18 protein-coding genes, 2 pseudogenes and 1 riboswitch are annotated in these 15835 nt (G+C 43.5%); of the genes and pseudogenes, 11 read left to right on the forward strand and 9 right to left on the reverse strand.

Going from position 1 to position 15835, the window contains the following annotated elements:
* Nucleotides 1-254: 254 nt before the first annotated feature.
* Genes HMPREF3057_RS01960 through HMPREF3057_RS01975 form a run of 4 tightly spaced genes read left to right on the forward strand, consistent with a single transcriptional unit; the run spans nt 255 to nt 3247 of the window.
* The gene (locus tag HMPREF3057_RS01960) at nt 255-857 is read left to right on the forward strand and encodes a hypothetical protein (protein ID WP_042768773.1); all 603 of its coding nucleotides are present in this window, start codon (nt 255-257) and stop codon (nt 855-857) included.
* Complete coding sequence (locus HMPREF3057_RS01965; RefSeq protein WP_180364442.1) at nt 857-1648, forward strand: energy-coupling factor transporter transmembrane component T; 792 nt, start codon at nt 857-859, stop codon at nt 1646-1648. The genes HMPREF3057_RS01960 and HMPREF3057_RS01965 overlap by 1 nt, the downstream gene beginning before the upstream one ends.
* Nucleotides 1624-2460 carry an ABC transporter ATP-binding protein gene (locus HMPREF3057_RS01970; protein ID WP_070696119.1) on the forward strand — a complete coding sequence of 279 codons (837 nt, stop codon included), beginning with the start codon at nt 1624-1626 and terminating at the stop codon, nt 2458-2460. Before HMPREF3057_RS01965 ends, HMPREF3057_RS01970 begins: the two co-directional genes overlap by 25 nt.
* Entirely contained in the window at nt 2447-3247 is an 801-nt protein-coding gene (locus HMPREF3057_RS01975; RefSeq protein WP_070696121.1) for an energy-coupling factor ABC transporter ATP-binding protein, read from the forward strand. The genes HMPREF3057_RS01970 and HMPREF3057_RS01975 overlap by 14 nt, the downstream gene beginning before the upstream one ends.
* A 224-nt stretch (nt 3248-3471) precedes the next feature.
* On the opposite strand, the gene HMPREF3057_RS10150 is transcribed toward HMPREF3057_RS01975, so the two are convergent.
* From HMPREF3057_RS10150 to HMPREF3057_RS10380, 4 genes are read right to left on the reverse strand one after another with little or no spacing between them, the layout of a single operon-like run.
* Nucleotides 3472-3633 carry a hypothetical protein gene (locus HMPREF3057_RS10150; protein ID WP_001062367.1) on the reverse strand — a complete coding sequence of 54 codons (162 nt, stop codon included), beginning with the start codon at nt 3631-3633 and terminating at the stop codon, nt 3472-3474.
* The gene (locus tag HMPREF3057_RS01980; protein WP_001152920.1) at nt 3621-3848 is read right to left on the reverse strand and encodes a hypothetical protein; all 228 of its coding nucleotides are present in this window, start codon (nt 3846-3848) and stop codon (nt 3621-3623) included. Before HMPREF3057_RS01980 ends, HMPREF3057_RS10150 begins: the two co-directional genes overlap by 13 nt.
* Before the next feature lie 12 nt (nt 3849-3860).
* Entirely contained in the window at nt 3861-4118 is a 258-nt protein-coding gene (locus HMPREF3057_RS01985) for a plasmid replication protein (RefSeq protein WP_001287840.1), read from the reverse strand.
* On the reverse strand, nt 4111-4806 hold the full coding sequence (locus HMPREF3057_RS10380; RefSeq protein WP_001015319.1) for an IS6 family transposase: 696 nt from the start codon (nt 4804-4806) through the stop codon (nt 4111-4113). The genes HMPREF3057_RS01985 and HMPREF3057_RS10380 overlap by 8 nt, the downstream gene beginning before the upstream one ends.
* A 39-nt stretch (nt 4807-4845) precedes the next feature.
* On the opposite strand from HMPREF3057_RS10380, the pseudogene pnuC reads away from it, so the two are divergent.
* Nucleotides 4846-5352 (forward strand): annotated as a pseudogene (gene pnuC, locus HMPREF3057_RS01995) (nicotinamide riboside transporter PnuC); the annotation flags it as partial.
* 35 nt (nt 5353-5387) lie between these two features.
* Here the strand turns inward: pnuC and HMPREF3057_RS02000 are convergent.
* Nucleotides 5388-5720 carry a hypothetical protein gene (locus tag HMPREF3057_RS02000; protein WP_000958143.1) on the reverse strand — a complete coding sequence of 111 codons (333 nt, stop codon included), beginning with the start codon at nt 5718-5720 and terminating at the stop codon, nt 5388-5390.
* 26 nt (nt 5721-5746) lie between these two features.
* Nucleotides 5747-6301 (reverse strand): TetR/AcrR family transcriptional regulator, encoded by a 555-nt coding sequence (locus HMPREF3057_RS02005; RefSeq protein ID WP_001126072.1) that lies wholly within the window; start codon nt 6299-6301, stop codon nt 5747-5749.
* Between the two features lie 132 nt (nt 6302-6433).
* On the opposite strand from HMPREF3057_RS02005, the gene HMPREF3057_RS02010 reads away from it, so the two are divergent.
* From HMPREF3057_RS02010 to HMPREF3057_RS02020, 3 genes and pseudogenes are all read left to right on the forward strand, one after another.
* A complete protein-coding gene (locus HMPREF3057_RS02010) occupies nt 6434-7321 on the forward strand; it encodes a cation diffusion facilitator family transporter (protein WP_070696124.1) in 888 nt (295 codons plus the stop codon).
* A gap of 244 nt (nt 7322-7565) precedes the next feature.
* Nucleotides 7566-7918 (forward strand): annotated as a pseudogene (nmlR, locus tag HMPREF3057_RS02015) (stress response transcriptional regulator NmlR).
* On the forward strand, nt 7919-8956 hold the full coding sequence (locus HMPREF3057_RS02020; RefSeq protein ID WP_049479044.1) for a zinc-binding dehydrogenase: 1038 nt from the start codon (nt 7919-7921) through the stop codon (nt 8954-8956).
* Nucleotides 8957-9023: 67 nt separating this feature from the next.
* Here HMPREF3057_RS02020 and galR read toward each other — a convergent pair whose 3' ends face one another.
* Nucleotides 9024-10025 carry a DNA-binding transcriptional regulator GalR gene (gene galR / locus HMPREF3057_RS02025; protein ID WP_070696125.1) on the reverse strand — a complete coding sequence of 334 codons (1002 nt, stop codon included), beginning with the start codon at nt 10023-10025 and terminating at the stop codon, nt 9024-9026.
* 164 nt (nt 10026-10189) lie between these two features.
* On the opposite strand from galR, the gene HMPREF3057_RS02030 reads away from it, so the two are divergent.
* The 3 genes from HMPREF3057_RS02030 to HMPREF3057_RS02040 all read left to right on the forward strand — a co-directional run bounded on the left by HMPREF3057_RS02030 (nt 10190) and on the right by HMPREF3057_RS02040 (nt 13342).
* Nucleotides 10190-11368 (forward strand): galactokinase, encoded by a 1179-nt coding sequence (locus tag HMPREF3057_RS02030; protein WP_070696127.1) that lies wholly within the window; start codon nt 10190-10192, stop codon nt 11366-11368.
* A gap of 18 nt (nt 11369-11386) precedes the next feature.
* Nucleotides 11387-12868: a UDP-glucose--hexose-1-phosphate uridylyltransferase gene (locus HMPREF3057_RS02035; protein ID WP_070696129.1), complete on the forward strand. Its 1482-nt coding sequence runs from the start codon at nt 11387-11389 to the stop codon at nt 12866-12868.
* 69 nt (nt 12869-12937) lie between these two features.
* Nucleotides 12938-13342 (forward strand): PaaI family thioesterase, encoded by a 405-nt coding sequence (locus HMPREF3057_RS02040; RefSeq protein WP_070696131.1) that lies wholly within the window; start codon nt 12938-12940, stop codon nt 13340-13342.
* Between the two features lie 32 nt (nt 13343-13374).
* Here the strand turns inward: HMPREF3057_RS02040 and HMPREF3057_RS02045 are convergent, their stop codons facing one another.
* Both HMPREF3057_RS02045 and HMPREF3057_RS02050 read right to left on the reverse strand, forming a co-directional pair.
* The gene (locus HMPREF3057_RS02045) at nt 13375-14637 is read right to left on the reverse strand and encodes a nucleobase:cation symporter-2 family protein (RefSeq protein ID WP_070696133.1); all 1263 of its coding nucleotides are present in this window, start codon (nt 14635-14637) and stop codon (nt 13375-13377) included.
* Nucleotides 14637-15218 (reverse strand): xanthine phosphoribosyltransferase, encoded by a 582-nt coding sequence (locus tag HMPREF3057_RS02050; protein ID WP_070696135.1) that lies wholly within the window; start codon nt 15216-15218, stop codon nt 14637-14639. Before HMPREF3057_RS02050 ends, HMPREF3057_RS02045 begins: the two co-directional genes overlap by 1 nt.
* Nucleotides 15219-15651: 433 nt before the next feature.
* Nucleotides 15652-15747, reverse strand: a riboswitch (purine riboswitch).
* Between the last annotated feature and the right edge of the window lie 88 nt (nt 15748-15835).

A 15835-nucleotide genomic window follows, 5' to 3' on the forward strand; every position in this document is an offset into this window, starting at 1 on the left:
CGTAGTTTGAATTTGATTTTCGAAGAGTATAAGAGGAAATTTTCAGGATTTTCTAGATTTTTACTGTAAATACACTTGACTATTCACAAAATAGGTGTATAATGTGTTGTGAACTACTTAACAAACAAGGATTTCCAGCTCATGTCGACTAAGGATGGAAATCTTGTGTATAGACAGTTCAGTAGATATATAATAGAGCGTTGCGTCCGAAAGTCTATCCAGACACGGCTCTTTAAAAACAAAAGGAGAAGATTATGAAAACAGAACCGATTCATCGTACCAGTATGTGGAAATTTAAGTTAAGTGCTGCCACCATGACTTTGATTCCCGCTGCCGTGGGGATTAACTATGTTGCCAAAGCCTTGGCGGAGGGGTTAAAGTTGCCCGTTTGGCTGGGGTCTTTGGGAACCTTTCTTACCAGCATGTTGGCTGGGCCGGTTGCCGGTGCCATTAGTGGTTTCATCAACAACGTGATCTATGGGCTGACCTTATCGCCAATTTCAACCGTGTATGCGATTACCAGCATCGGAATTGGGATTGCTGTCGGAGTTTTGCACGCCAATGGGTGGTTCTCGTCAGCGCGACGAGTATTTGTTTCTGCTATTATTATTGCCATCGTTTCAGCTGTCATTTCAACGCCACTCAACGTCATCTTTTGGGGTGGTCAGACCGGTATCGCTTGGGGTGACTCATTGTTTGCGGTAATGGTCGCCAATCATGTACCAGTGTGGCTGGCCTCATTTACCGATGAGTTTGTCTTGGATATTTTGGATAAAGTCTGCGTGGCCTACCTGGCATTCTTCATCTATCGTCAGCTGCCGAAGCGGATGGTGCACTTCTTTAGCGATGATAAATGATGACTGATAAAACATTGATTTCTGGAGCGTCACGGGTCAAGCTCAAGTGGTACCAGGTGATCGATCCGATTACTAAGCTCTTGTTCATCTTGGACATGACGTTGTTGAGCTTTGCCAGTATGAATTTATTGCTTCAGGCCGGATTAATTCTTGTCGCAACACTGCTATTGTTATTTTCCAAATTGAGTTCTACCACCTTTAAGGCGCTGGGATTCAGCCTGTTTCTGATTTGCACCATGCTGATCATCCAAGGGTTATTTTACAGTCGGAATCAAACTGTGCTGTTTTCTGTGCTTGGGGTGTCGTTCTACAAAGAAGGCCTGATTTACGCCACCACTCTGGGTTGTCGAGTATTGGTGATTATTTTGACCAGTGGCTTTTTTATGGTGACCACGAGTATTTCAGAAAACGCGGCCTATTTGGAACTGTCCGGATTGTCTTATAAAACCGTCTACGTTCTGATGTCGGTGTGTTATATTTTGCCGGAAATGATGCGCAATATGCGGAAAATCCAGCAGGCACAAAAAGTTCGCGGAACCAATCCGCAAAAAACGTTGATTCAGAAACTAAAGTCAGTCCTGCCGGTTCTAATTCCATTGGTGATTAAGACATTGGATCAATCGATGACGCGGTCGATTTCTCTCCAACTGAGAGGTTTTGATAATCTCAACCGGACTGTCAGAACCTCCCAGCGCGTGTATCGCCTGTCGCGGACGCTGCACATTGGTCTGACTGGATTGGCAATTTTATTGATTGGGTGGAAGATATGGACGAAGATAAACGGATTGTAATTGAAAATTTGACCACCCGTTATCCGGGTACTGAGCAACCACAACTGCGTCAGATTAACGCGGAGGTTCATACCGACCAGGTGGTTGGGATTATCGGGAATAGCCACTCCGGCAAATCGACTTTGTGCCGTGTTCTGGCAGGGGTCATTCCCAAAATTGTGTCTGCTGAGATTGAGGGCGATTGGCACATGTTTGGCCAGCGAGTGTCTGACAATTGGCCCGTTTATAATGCCATGAATGGAGTTGTACTGCAAAATCCAGCTGGCCAACTAAGCGGGTTGGCAGACACGGTTGCCGATGAAATCGCCTTTGACTTGATTAATCAGGGAATGGCTGAAGGACTGATTCAAAAACGGGTTGAAGAAGTTGCCACGCAAATGGGGCTGATTGAACAGCTGAATTTGCGTCCCGAGAGCCTTTCCGGTGGTCAGATCCAGCGGTTGGCAATTGCCACGGCGATTGTGGCTAATCCGGCTGTTTTGATTATGGATGATCCGACCAGTGAGATGGATCCCCTTGGCCGCCGGCAATTTTTCCAATGGCTGGCCCAAGTCAAAGAGACGACTGTCTTCATTGTCACCAGTGAAATTGACGATTTGTGCGAAGTCGCCGACGTTGTGTGGGTGCTGCACGAGGGTCAAATGGTAGCCCAGGGCAGGCCGGGTGAGGTGTTTAATCATTTGGCAGCTGACTGGCAGATTCCAGCCCCGACAATCCAGCAACTTGCTCAAAAAATGGATTGGCACTTGGCTGATGGCCGGTATCCAGTGAATTACGCTGATCTGAAGGAGGTTCGTTATGTCCACAATTGAACTGAGCCACCTGACGTTCACTTATCCGGAACGGTCCTTTAGCTTGGATGTTGAAGACAAACACTTCGCCGATCCGATGGTGGCGATTGTCGGCCAAAATGGTGTCGGCAAATCAACGCTCTTCAAATTGTTGACGGGTTTGCTGACACCACAAACCGGTGTGATTAAGATCGATGGAGAAAATTTTAATGATCTTAAACCAGTCGAAAAGTTACTGAAGGTTGGGATTACTTTTCAGAATCCTGACGATCAGCTTTTCAACCCGACCGTTCAACGAGAGGTGGAGTGGAATGTCGCGCAGGTCATAGATGACCACGACACGATTACGAGGCGGGCTTTAGCGGCTCTAAAAAGAGTTGGCTTGGATGATAAAACAGCTGAAAGTCCATATGACCTGTCATTGTCGGAACGCAAGCTGTTGAGCGTTGCCACAGTTTTGGCAGTGGATCCGGCGATTTATTTATTTGATGAGCCGATGATGTCGCTTGATTGGGAAAGCCGGCGCAAGTTGACCGCAATTTTCCATCAGTTGGCTGATTCGGGCCACCAAGTTGTGACCATCACCCATGACATGGATTGGGTCGCCGCCGAGTTTGAATCGGTGTATGTTATGGAACACGGGAAGTTTGGCTTCGCCGGCAGTCCACGGGAATTGTTCAGCAATCACGAACTTGTCCAGCGAGTGGGATTACTACCACCGCGGATTATGGACATAGCGGAGTCGCTGGGTGATTCACAGACATATTTATCGGTTAATGATTATTGCCAGAAAAATCGAGATGTATAGAAAAAGTCACCTCTGCGGGTTTTCCAGGTTGAAGGATTAACTTCAGCTTCTGGCAAGAACTCACATGGGTGACTTTTGTGTTTAATAACGTTTCATGATCATCGGGTGCTTCCTCAGATCACTCGGTTTGATTTTACTTTGTTTCATGGTCATAATCATATACCATTTCTTTTGGATTTTTTGTTTGACTAATACAAAATAGGTCTTCATAGGTCTTCGCATTTTTAGCGCCCATTAGGATCATCAGTATAATTTTCTGAATTAGGAGACTGTCCCATCACTATTCGAACTTCGTCTCCCAACTTACGCTGTTCCCATTCATCCGTGAATCCTTTAAATCGCAATTCTGGAACTTTCTTTTTAACTGAATCATCTATTTTCGCCATAGTCCCCACCATTTTATTGGTTTTTCTTGTTCTTCTATCCTTTTTTGATCTTTGATTTGTTCCTGTAAATTTTCCAACTTCTCTTTAAGAGCGTTCACTTCATCTTTATATTGATTGTCTAAGTGTTTGAATTCTGTTTCCTGTGAGGGCATTTTGAGGGCTTTTAAGTTATCATTTTCCGCCTTGTATTCTTCTAGCAACTTTTTATCTTGCAAGGCTAATCGTTGTTACTGGTCTAACAAATTAGTTAGTTTTTCTATTTGTTGGTCTTTGCTACTTATTTGTTGGTCTTTGGTATTTGATTTGCTACTACTTTCTACTTTACCTAAAATTATTTTTTCTGCTTTAGAATTTATTAGATTAGACCCATTGGAACTTTTAAGCTGTAATTCTTTTGGTAACCTTTGGTAGTGATATTGAATATTTTGTTTTGTAACACTCAACTCATCCGCCAGCTCTTTGATCGTTTTTAAGTCTTCACTCATGGTTTAAGTCCTGCCTTTTAACCGTTGGTAGATATTGTTCAATGACTTTTTTGAGGTAGCGTGCGATATTATGCTTAGAATATTCTTCACGTCTGCTGGCAACATAAGACAAGTGGTCTTTAACACTATTTAGCCCTCTTAATTCTTTCAGTTCGTCATAGAGGGGGTAAACATGGACTTGCAATTCTGCCATGATTTTTGTATCTTGCATTTCAAACGGACTTAGCAACATATTTTCTAGCAATAGCGTGGTGTACTTGCTTTTCATTGCTTCAATAGCTAGCTTATCTTCGGTTTCTGCTTTGCGTGCTTTATCTTCTTGATAGGCGGTATCTTCTAACTTATAGCTGTTATCGTCTGCTCGACGTTTCTTTCGTAACCAGATATCCAATGTTAAACCGTCCGCATCAATCGCTCGATAGAGATAATGCCAACGCCCCTTAATTTTGATATAGGTTTCATCCATTTTCCACGAATAGAAGGACTGTTTATTTTTCTTTTTCCAGAGATGATAGAGGATTTTACTGTATTCTTGAACCCACCGATAAATCGTAGTGTGACAAACATTTATTCCACGGTCATAAAGCAATTCCTGAACTTCACGATAGCTCAGATTGTAACGTAGGTAATAACCAACAGCGACAATGATGACGTCTTGTTGGAATTGTTTGCCTTTAAAATGATTCATCTCTCAAGCCTTACTAACCTTTTTTCTGCTCTTTGAGAAGCTGAAGGTCGTGCTAGTAACTACCTATTTGGTTTGATTAATTCCATCATTTATCTGGTGCTTGCCCTTCAAAAAGGCTTCTATGGTGAGGTTTTAACAACTCTCTATTTTACAATTATGCAGCCAATTGGACTTCTAGTGTGGATCTACCAAGCCCAGTTTAAGAAAGAACAACAAGAGTTTGTCGCACGTAAACTAGACGGCAAGGGTTGGACAAAGTATCTTTCTATTAGTGTTCTTTGGTGGTTGGCCTTTGGGTTCATTTATCAGTCTATCGGAGCCAATCGTCCTTATCGCGATTCCATCACCGATGCGACCAATGGGGTTGGGCAAATCCTCATGACAGCTGTTTACCGTGAACAATGGATATTCTGGGCAGCTACCAATGTCTTTTCAATCTATCTCTAGTGGGGAGAAAGCCTGCAAATCCAAGGGAAATACCTAATTTATCTCATCAATAGTCTAGTTGGGTGGTATCAGTGGAGCAAGGCAGCAAAAAGCTCTTAAAAAAGTAAAAAAGGATCAGATGATCCTTTTTTGTGTTAGAGCAAAATGAATAATACCGTAATGATAATAGCGGTCGTTATACGAACGATGTGGTGCGAGATATGTTGTTTTTCTTTCTGTTGGCCGTTCCAGTAGGCTCCATAGCAGACGATACTCGAGCCCACAATCCATAGAAGAATGGTCGCAACTGGGACGAAGTAAAAGATGGCTAGAGCCAGAGAAGTGAGGCAACTGCCGACCAAGATGCACTTATTTCCTAGACTGTAGTTCTTTTGTTTCATGGCTGAAAAAGCAGCAGCAAGGTGAAGCAATGAGAAGGCGAGAGCTAGTACAATTGTTAGTATTCCTAGAATCATCGAAGTTAACATAGTTGGTTCCTTTCTGAGTTACAGGCTTAGTTATCAAGTGGAGTTGTAGAGGTCATCTCCATTACATCAAGGTAAAATCTCACCACTTGCTCTTCGGTATAAGATTTTCCTTTTTTTAGCCACCAAGTTAGAGTCTCGATAAAGTTCGTCACAACAAAATGCTGGAGGTAGGAGGCTGGAATGTTTGGGTAGGCCTCTTGCAAGTCACCCGCCACCATGGGATAAACGTGGTGTTCGAGTTCCTTGTGTAGTTGGCGGAGGAAGTAGTCGTTTTTGGAAAAAAGGAGACTGGTGACATGGTCCTGGTTTTTCTGAAAATGTAAAAAGATATGCGCGAGGTAGTCCTCGGTAGTAAAGTGTCCTTCCCTTTCAAAGAGATGATGAAAGAGGTAGCGACAGAGCTCATCTAAAAGGAGTTCCTTACTTTCGTAATGACAGTAAAAAGTAGAACGTCCAACATCTGCTAGGTCAATGATATCCTGAACAGTAGTGGCATCATAGCCCTTATCGTTCAAAAGTTGTAAAAAAGCTTGATAGATGGCTTTTTTAGTCTTACTAACCCGACGGTCTCTTTTTGGCATATAGACACTTGATACAAACTGTTCAGAACTGAACAGGACTGACAGTTTGCTTCTATCCTTTCTTTGGATTTTATTAGATAATACAAATGAAAGAAGTATGTATATACCCATTATACCAAAGGAGGGAGAGAAATGAGTCCTAAAACATCTATCTGGTTAGCTTTTTTCTTAAATTTAAGCTATGCGATTGTTGAGTTTATCGCAGGAGGAATCTTTGGTTCGAGTGCAGTTTTTGCTGATTCTGTTCATGACTTGGGAGATGCTCTAGCCATTGGTATCTCAGCCCTTTTAGAAACAATCTCAAACCGTGAGGAAGATAGGCAGTACACCTTGGGTTACAAACGTTTTAGTCTTTTAGGGGCCATGCTAACGGCTGTGATTCTTATGATAGGGTCTGTCCTAGTGATTTTGGAAAATATCACGAAGATTGCTCATCCGCAACCCGTTAATGAGAAAGGTATCCTCTGGCTGGGAATCATTGCAGTAGCTATCAATGTGCTAGCAAGTCTGGTAGTTCGTAAAGGAAAGACAAAGAACGAGTCAATTCTTAGCTTGCATTTTTTGGAAGACACTCTTGGTTGGTTGGCTGTCATCCTAATGGCGATTATCCTCCGATTTACAGATTGGTATATCCTCGATCCGCTTTTATCGCTGGTTATTTCTATCTTTATTCTGTCGAAAGCCATTCCTCGCTTTTGGAGCGCACTGAAGATTTTCCTAGATGCTGTGCCAGAAGAAGTAGAGACAGGGGATTTGGAGAAGGATTTGGAGGCTCTGATCAATGTCAAAAGTGTCAATCAACTTAGCATTTGGTCCATGGACGGTCTAGAGAATAATGCTATTGTCCACATTTGTATTAAGGACTGGGAACAGATGATGGAAACCAAAGAAGTGGTGCGTCAATTTTTAGAAGAAAGAGGCGTGCAGAATATCACTATTGAAGTGGATAGCAGTCAAAGTAATCATGCGCAACATAAGCGGAGGGTGAGAGAGTTAGAGCAGAAGCATGGGCATCATTAGTAAAAAGTAAAGAATGATTAAGCCCCTATGTTATTTGAAATAGAGTATTTTCTTTCCTGTTTAAATATCTTAAAAGTTTGATCCTATAAGGCTCTGTATAAACTTTACTTAGATGTTTGGTAATTAAAAAAATTTTTCGATTAGATGCAAAAAGTTTGACTTGGAGTCAACTCAAAGTTGTATAATAAGATGAATGAGTTATAGTTGCTTAAATTCAGTGAAGATAATGAAAGGAGGCTAGTATATGAATATTAAATCTGCCAGCGATTTATTGGGAATTTCAGCGGATACGATTCGGTATTATGAGCGGGTTGGTCTTGTGCACCGATTACTCGAACCGCGACTGGAATTCGTGACTTTCAAGATCAGGATATAGAAGCGCTGGAATTTATTAAGTGTTTCCGTTCGGCCGGTGTCTCTGTAGACAGTTTAGTTGACTATATGTCGCTCTACCAAAAGGGGGATGAAACGAGAGAGGAAAGGCTTGGTATTTTAGAAGAGGAAAAGAAAAAATTAGAGGGGCGCTTGTCTCAGTTACAGACGGCTTTAAATCGCTTAAATCACAAAATTAAACTTTACAAGGAAGGAAAATTTTAAATGAAATCAGCAGTATATACAAAGGCAGGCCAGGTTGGACTTGCTACCATTGAACGTCCGCAAATTATAGAAGCAGATGATGCTATTATCCGCATTGTCCGTACTTGCGTTTGCGGATCGGACCTCTGGAGTTATCGTAATCCCGAAATCGAAGAAGGGCATGGAAATAGTGGTCATGAGGCGATCGGGATTGTCGAAGAAGTCGGAGAGGCTATTACAACGGTCAAACCGGGAGATTTTGTCATTGCACCTTTCACCCATGGCTGTGGGGAGTGTGACGCCTGTCGCGCTGGCTATGATGGGACTTGTGACCGCCATATTGGCACCAACTGGTCAGGTGGTGTCCAGGCTGAGTATATCCGTTTCCACTATGCCAACTGGGCGCTGGTTAAAATCCCTGGACAACCTTCAGATTATAGCGAAGGTATGCTAAAATCCCTATTGACTCTTGCTGATGTCATGCCGACTGGCTATCATGCAGCGCGTGTTGCTAATGTGCAAAAAGGGGATAAGGTTGTGGTGATTGGTGACGGGGCTGTTGGGCAATGCGCTGTCATTGCAGCTAAGATGCGTGGAGCTTCTCAAATTGTCCTTATGAGTCGTCATGAAGATCGCCAAAAGATGGCCTTGGAATCAGGTGCGACAGCTGTTGTGGCTGAACGTGGCGAAGAGGGAATTGCCAAAGTCCGTGAAATCCTTGGTGGTGGAGCAGATGCAGCCCTTGAATGTGTTGGGACTGAAGCAGCCGTAGATCAAGCCCTTGGAGTACTTCACAATGGTGGACGTTTAGGCTTCGTTGGTGTTCCTCATTACAATAACCGTGCGCTCGGTTCTACCTTTGCTCAAAATATTTCAGTGGCAGGTGGAGCAGCCTCAGTTACTACTTATGACAAACAAGTTTTGTTAAAAGCGATTCTTGATGGAGACATCAATCCAGGCCGTGTCTTTACATCAAGTTATAAATTGGAAGATATTGACCAGGCTTATAAAGATATGGATGAACGCAAGACCATTAAGTCTATGATTGTGATGGATTAACAATGAAAATCCTAATGGAGATTTGGGACTCCCTATTAGGATTTTTTGCGTTGGTATATTTGTTGAGTTATGGCAGCGTACTTTCTCTCAGAGTCAGTCTGGTTCCCAGCATGGTTAGGCTGGGGATTTTGCGACCGTGGAGTACTTCTTTGTTAAGAATATCCATACCTGCTCGACCCATTTCTTCGGTATAGACGGTAATGCTAGAAAGAGGAGGATAGACCTGCTTGGTCAGGCTAGTGTCGTTAAAAGAAATGAGGCTGACGCGGTCTGGTAGGCTGATTCCAGCTTCTTGGAGGGCACGGAGGGCACCGATGGCTAAACTATCGCTAGCTGCGAAAAAGGCTGGGGGGAGTTGGTCTCCTAAGCTCTGAATGGCCTCCTTCATCAAGTCATAGCCAGACTGGGCAGTAAAGCTCCCTTGAAAGACCAGTTCTTCACGGTAGATTCCCTTTGCTTGGGCAATGTCTTTGAAATTTTCAAGTCGCTTATCCTGGACGATTTCTTCTTGGTCAGTTGTTTCCTCAAGACCTGTGAGAATTCCGATACGATCCAGCCCTTGGCTGAGGAAGTGATCTACAACTTGTTTTACAGCAGTGTAAAAGTCAGTGATAATACAGGTATGACCTAGTGAGAGGGTGTCGCTGTCCATAAAGACTAAAGGTTTTTGGTATTCTTCAAAGGCAGAAATCTGAGCTCGGCTGAACTTTCCGATGCAGAGAATGCCAATCACTTCCTCGCTCAGTGTAAAAGGATGGTCATTAAAATAGCGCAAGATATCATAGTCCAACTCTTGGGCTCTTTTTTCAATACCGAGACGAATCTGGTAGTAGTAGAGGTCGTCTAGCTCCCCCTGCTCGCTGATCCATTGGATAATGGCAATTTTCTGCTTGGGCTTGTGGGATTCGCCTGTCTTGAGGTGTTTGGTATAGCCCAGCTCTTCAGCGACAGTTAAAATACGGTGTCTGGTTTCTTCTGTAACAGATAGACTCTGGTCGCGATTGAGGACACGGGATACGGTCGCGATAGAGACAGAGGCTAGCTGTGCGATGTCTTTTAAGGTAGCCATAAATCTTCCTCCTTTTAGGTTAGTATATCATATTTTTCTTCTTTTTACCGATTGTTTAGTAAAACTTTAGTAAAAAGGATTGACCTTGGTAAATCCCTTGGATACAATAGAAGAAAACGATTACACGTTAAGGTGACTTAACGGACAGTCAAAGGAGAATTTATATGACACAAGATCTTACTACTGAAGCCCTTCGCAAAGACTTTCTTGCCGTTTTTGGTCAAGAAGCAGACCAAACTTTCTTTTCACCAGGTCGTATCAATTTGATTGGTGAACACACGGATTACAATGGTGGACATGTTTTCCCAGCAGCTATTTCCTTGGGAACTTATGGGGTGGCTCGCAAACGTGACGACCAAGTTTTGCGTTTCTACTCAGCCAACTTTGAGGACAAAGGTATCATTGAAGTTCCTCTTGCTGACCTCAAATTTGAAAAAGAGCACAGCTGGACCAATTATCCAAAAGGGGTCCTCCATTTCTTGCAGGAAGCTGGCCATGTTATTGACAAAGGGTTTGATTTCTATGTCTTTGGGAATATCCCAAATGGTGCAGGCTTGTCTTCATCAGCATCTTTGGAACTTTTGACAGGGGTCGTGGCAGAGCATCTCTTTGGTTTAAAACTAGACCGTTTGGATTTGGTTAAAATCGGAAAACAAACAGAAAATTACTTTATCGGAGTCAACTCTGGTATCATGGACCAATTTGCCATCGGTATGGGGGCAGACCAACGTGCCATTTACCTAGATACCAATACGTTAGAATACGACTTGGTGCCACTTGATTTGAAGGACAATGTCGTTGTTATCATGAACACCAACAAACGTCGTGAACTGGCGGACTCTAAGTACAATGAACGCCGTGCTGAGTGTGAAAAAGCTGTGGAAGAATTGCAAGTTGCCTTGGATATTCAGACCTTGGGTGAATTGGATGAGTGGGCCTTTGACCAATACAGCTATCTGATTAAAGATGAAAATCGCTTGAAACGTGCTCGTCATGCTGTGCTTGAAAACCAACGTACCCTCAAAGCGCAAGCAGCTCTTCAGGCAGGTGATTTGGAAACCTTTGGTCGTTTGATGAATGCTTCTCACGTTTCTCTAGAACATGACTATGAAGTAACTGGCTTGGAATTGGATACCCTTGTTCACGCAGCTTGGGTACAAGAAGGTGTTCTCGGTGCTCGTATGACAGGAGCTGGTTTTGGTGGCTGTGCCATTGCCTTGGTGCAAAAAGATGCTGTTGAGGCCTTTAAGGAAGCTGTAGGCAAGCACTACGAGGAAGTCGTTGGATATGCTCCAAGCTTCTATATCGCTGAAGTTGCAGGTGGCACTCGCGTCCTTGACTAGTTAAAAGGAGGCTCTATCGTGACCTTAGTAGATAAATTTGTAACACACGTTATTGCTGAAAGTTCATTTGAGGAAATGGATCGCATCTACCTGACCAATCGTGTCTTAGCACGGGTGGGCGAAGGAGTTTTGGAAGTTGAGACTGATATGGATAAATTGATTGACCTCAAGGACCAGCTTGTTGAGGAAGCCGTTTGCATGGAAACGATTGAAGATAGTCTGGCTGCGCGCGAAATTCTCGGTGCTGACCTCATGGACTTGGTAACGCCGTGTCCGAGCCAGGTTAATCGTGACTTTTGGACAACCTATGCCCAGTCACCAGAGCAGGCAATTGCAGACTTCTACCAACTCAGTCAGAAAAATGACTACATCAAACTAAAGGCTATCGCAAAGAATATTGCTTATCGTGTTCCGTCTGACTACGGTGAACTAGAGATTACCATCAATCTCTCTAAGCCTGAAAAGGATCCAAAAGAGATTGCAGCAGCCAAGTTGGTGCAAGCTAGCAATTATCCTCAGTGTCAGCTTTGTCTAGAGAATGAAGGCTACCATGGTCGAGTCAACCACCCAGCTCGCAGCAATCACCGCATTATCCGTTTCGAAATGGCGGGTCAGGAGTGGGGCTTCCAGTATTCGCCCTATGCTTATTTTAATGAGCACTGTATTTTCTTAGACGGTCAGCATCGACCTATGGCCATTAGTCGTCAGAGTTTTGAGCGTCTGCTGGCGATTGTAGAGCAGTTTCCTGGCTATTTTGCAGGCTCTAATGCCGACCTGCCAATTGTGGGGGGCTCTATTCTAACTCATGACCACTATCAAGGAGGCCGTCACGTATTTCCTATGGAATTGGCTCCTTTGCAAAAGACTTTCTGTTTTGCTGGTTTTGAGCAGGTCAAGGCTGGGATTGTTAAGTGGCCAATGTCAGTGCTACGTTTGACTTCAGATTCCAAGGAGGATTTGATTAACTTGGCTGACAAGATTTTACAGGAATGGCGACAGTATTCAGACCCTGAAGTCCAGATTTTAGCAGAGACAGACGGGACACCGCATCACACCATCACACCGATTGCTCGTAAACGCGATGGACAGTTTGAGTTGGACTTGGTCTTGCGGGACAATCAGACATCGCCAGAACATCCTGATGGCATCTATCATCCCCACAAGGATGTCCAACATATCAAGAAGGAAAATATCGGCTTGATTGAGGTCATGGGTTTGGCTATCCTGCCGCCACGTTTGAAAGCAGAAGTGGAACAGGTTGCTAGCTATCTTGTGGGAGATGATGATATAGTTGCCGACTATCATCAAGAATGGGCAGACCAGCTCAAAGCCCAACATCCGGACCTAGCAGATAAAGAAAAAGCCCTTGAAATCGTCAAGGACTCTGTGGGTGCTATTTTTGCACGTGTTTTGGAGGATGCAGGAGTTTACAAGCAGACGGAACAAGGACAGGCAGCTTTTATGCGTTTTGTTGAGCAGGTCGGAATTTTGCCAGACTAGGAGCTTTCTCCTTGCACAGTCCTATAAAAAGTAGTATCATAGTGTCGTTTGAACTATCAGGAGGAAACGATGAAAGATTTTCATTTTGATGCTATATCTGCCTTTGAAAATTACGAAATTGAAAAAATGAGAGATGGTCATGTTGTGGTGACGACAAAAGTAGTGGACTCGTCGCTCAACTACTATGGCAATGCCCATGGTGGCTATCTCTTTACTCTTTGTGACCAGATTAGTGGTTTGGTGGTTATCTCTCTGGGGCTTGATGGAGTGACGCTTCAGTCTTCTATCAACTACCTCAAGGCAGGAAAACGCGACGACGTGTTGACCATTAAAGGAGAATGTGTCCATCAAGGTCGCACAACCTGTGTCGTGGATGTCGATATTACCAATCAAGAAGGCAGAAATGTCTGCAAGGCAACCTTTACCATGTTTGTCACAGGCCAGCGGTCAGCAGAAAGACAGGTGAGGATATAGATAAACAAAAAAGAGGCTCGCACCTCTTTTTCTTATTTCTTCTTCCGGTTTAATACTGCATTGAGGACAATGGCCAGTATGCTGGCTACGACGATTCCATTTGAGAAGAACATTTGGAAGGCTGTTGGCATGCTGACAAAGAGATTACTATTATTGAGTCCGACACCTGCAGCGATGGAGACAGCTGCGATAAGGAAGTTATGTTCATTGTTAGCAAAATCAACGCGGGCGAGGATTTGCACCCCTTGAAGGGAAACAAAGCCAAACATCACCAGCATGGCCCCTCCAAGGACAGGACTCGGAATGATTTGAGCTAGGGCACCAAACTTAGGAAGGAGTCCAAGGAGGACTAGGAAACCAGCCGCGTAGTAGATTGGCAGGCGAGTCTTGATACCTGACAATTTAACCAACCCAACGTTTTGTGAAAATCCTGTATAAGGGAAGGTGTTAAAAATTCCTCCGAGAAGGACGGCTAAACCTTCTGCACGGTAACCGTTGCGCAGGCGCGTGCTGTCGATTGGGTCTTTCGTGATATCAGACAAGGCTAGGTAAACACCAGTCGATTCAACCATAGACACCGTTGCGATGATACACATCATGACAATAGAGGAGATTTCAAAGGTTGGCACCCCAAAGTAGAGGGGAGTTGGGACATGGACAAGCGGTGCTGCTGCAACAGGGGAGAAATCAACCAAGCCCATGGTAGCAGCAATGGCAGTTCCAACAACCAACCCAATCAAAATGGAGATAGACTTGATAAATCCTTTGGTAAAGATGTTGATCAAGAGGATGATTAGAACAGTGATAGCTGCAAGCAAGAGACTTTGACCAGTTGGCTCTGGAACGTTATTTCCCATATTTCCAATAGCGACAGGAATCAAGGTTAAACCAATCGTGGTAATGACAGAGCCTGTTACGATAGATGGGAAGAGATTGGCAACTTTTGAGAAAATGCCTGAAATCAGAACCACATAAATCCCTGAAACGATAAGGGCACCAAACATAGCCCCGCTACCGTGGCTCTGCCCAATCATAATTAAAGGAGCGACGGATTGGAAGGCAACCCCGAGAACGACTGGTAGTCCAATCCCAAAGTATTTGTTGAGTTGGAGTTGGAGGAAGGTGGCCACCCCACACATGAAGATATCTGTGGAGATTAGGTAGGTCAACTGCTCAGCTGAATAGCCAAGAGCTGTCGCAATCATGATAGGAACCAGGATAGAACCTGAGTACATGGCTAGTAAGTGCTGCAAGCCAAGAACAGCTGCTTGTGAATGTTTTTCTTGTTTTTGCATTAGAGATCTGCCTCCTTAAATACGACCTGACCATTTTCGAAACGATCCAAGCGAGCCAGTGATAGGACTGGATATCCTGCTTTTTCAAGCAAATCACGACCATCTTGGAAAGATTTTTCAATCACGATACCAATCGCTTCAACTTTTGCTCCGGCTTGTTCGATGATTTGGATCAAGCCTTTGGCAGCTTGTCCATTTGCTAGGAAATCATCGATAATCAAGACCTTGTCCTCTGGTGAAAGGAATTTTCCAGCGATGGAAACGGTGCTGGTCACCTGCTTGGTAAAGGAGTAGACTTCTGCAGTTAAGATTCCTTCATTCATGGTGATGTTTTTAGCTTTCTTGGCGAAAATCATGGGAACGTTCAAGGCTTCAGCTGTAAAAACGGCTGGGGCAATGCCTGACGCTTCAATGGTTACGACCTTGGTAATGCCAGCAGCAGCGAATTTTTCCGCAAATACCTTACCAATCTCTCGCATCAAGCTAAAGTCAACTTGGTGGGTTAGAAAGGAATCCACCTTGAGGATATTGTCCTCCAAGATATGCCCATCCTCAAGGATGCGCTCTTCTAATAATTTCATAAGACCTCCTAAAGTCTAAAAGCCAGTTTACTTGTTGGTTAAATATTTCTATAGTGAACCAGTTTGCTAGTACTATATATTTGATAAAACTAGTACGAGCGAAGCGAGTTTTATCAAACATTTCCCGCCGTAGTGGTATCATAGACAATAATCTTGTTATTGTCTATGACGGGATTTTTGAGAGTAAAATAGTTCGGGGAACTATTTTAGCCTAAGCCTAGAAATGAAAGAGCTAGGGGCTCAAAAATTAGGGATGAAATTCCCTGGATTCCTGAAATTATCCACAGGATAATTTCACCTCCCGTCCGCACTAATTAAGGGAAATATTAAAAAAATTTAGTTTACACTTAAAGGCGTGCTTTAACAAAAATATACAAAAAGGACCTACTTAATCCCCTAAGTAAGTCCCCAAAATAGGCATGGCCAAAACCATACCTTCAGCTGACATACTCATTGTTAGGTGTTCCGGCACCTTGTAGAAACGTCGTGCCAATTCACGACATAAACAAGTAAAATGATATTCAATTTTAAATAGGCTACTGCCAATGTTTTTATTTTACACCAATTAGCTTTATAAATCAAATATTTTGTTAGCAAATAGATCATAAAAGCGAACG

This window comes from Streptococcus sp. HMSC072D05 (assembly GCF_001815805.1).
In the GTDB taxonomy this organism is placed as follows: Bacteria; Bacillota; Bacilli; order Lactobacillales; family Streptococcaceae; genus Streptococcus.

Coding starts and splice junctions, on each gene's coding strand:
- HMPREF3057_RS01960 (WP_042768773.1), top strand. CDS start 255: ATGAAAACAGAACCGATTCATCGTACCAGTATGTGGAAATTTAAGTTA.
- HMPREF3057_RS01965 (WP_180364442.1), top strand. CDS start 857: ATGACTGATAAAACATTGATTTCTGGAGCGTCACGGGTCAAGCTCAAG.
- HMPREF3057_RS01970 (WP_070696119.1), top strand. CDS start 1,624: ATGGACGAAGATAAACGGATTGTAATTGAAAATTTGACCACCCGTTAT.
- HMPREF3057_RS01975 (WP_070696121.1), top strand. CDS start 2,447: ATGTCCACAATTGAACTGAGCCACCTGACGTTCACTTATCCGGAACGG.
- HMPREF3057_RS10150 (WP_001062367.1), bottom strand. CDS start 3,633: ATGGCGAAAATAGATGATTCAGTTAAAAAGAAAGTTCCAGAATTGCGA.
- HMPREF3057_RS01985 (WP_001287840.1), bottom strand. CDS start 4,118: ATGAGTGAAGACTTAAAAACGATCAAAGAGCTGGCGGATGAGTTGAGT.
- HMPREF3057_RS10380 (WP_001015319.1), bottom strand. CDS start 4,806: ATGAATCATTTTAAAGGCAAACAATTCCAACAAGACGTCATCATTGTC.
- HMPREF3057_RS02000 (WP_000958143.1), bottom strand. CDS start 5,720: ATGTTAACTTCGATGATTCTAGGAATACTAACAATTGTACTAGCTCTC.
- HMPREF3057_RS02005 (WP_001126072.1), bottom strand. CDS start 6,301: ATGCCAAAAAGAGACCGTCGGGTTAGTAAGACTAAAAAAGCCATCTAT.
- HMPREF3057_RS02010 (WP_070696124.1), top strand. CDS start 6,434: ATGAGTCCTAAAACATCTATCTGGTTAGCTTTTTTCTTAAATTTAAGC.
- HMPREF3057_RS02020 (WP_049479044.1), top strand. CDS start 7,919: ATGAAATCAGCAGTATATACAAAGGCAGGCCAGGTTGGACTTGCTACC.
- galR (WP_070696125.1), bottom strand. CDS start 10,025: ATGGCTACCTTAAAAGACATCGCACAGCTAGCCTCTGTCTCTATCGCG.
- HMPREF3057_RS02030 (WP_070696127.1), top strand. CDS start 10,190: ATGACACAAGATCTTACTACTGAAGCCCTTCGCAAAGACTTTCTTGCC.
- HMPREF3057_RS02040 (WP_070696131.1), top strand. CDS start 12,938: ATGAAAGATTTTCATTTTGATGCTATATCTGCCTTTGAAAATTACGAA.
- HMPREF3057_RS02045 (WP_070696133.1), bottom strand. CDS start 14,637: ATGCAAAAACAAGAAAAACATTCACAAGCAGCTGTTCTTGGCTTGCAG.
- HMPREF3057_RS02050 (WP_070696135.1), bottom strand. CDS start 15,218: ATGAAATTATTAGAAGAGCGCATCCTTGAGGATGGGCATATCTTGGAG.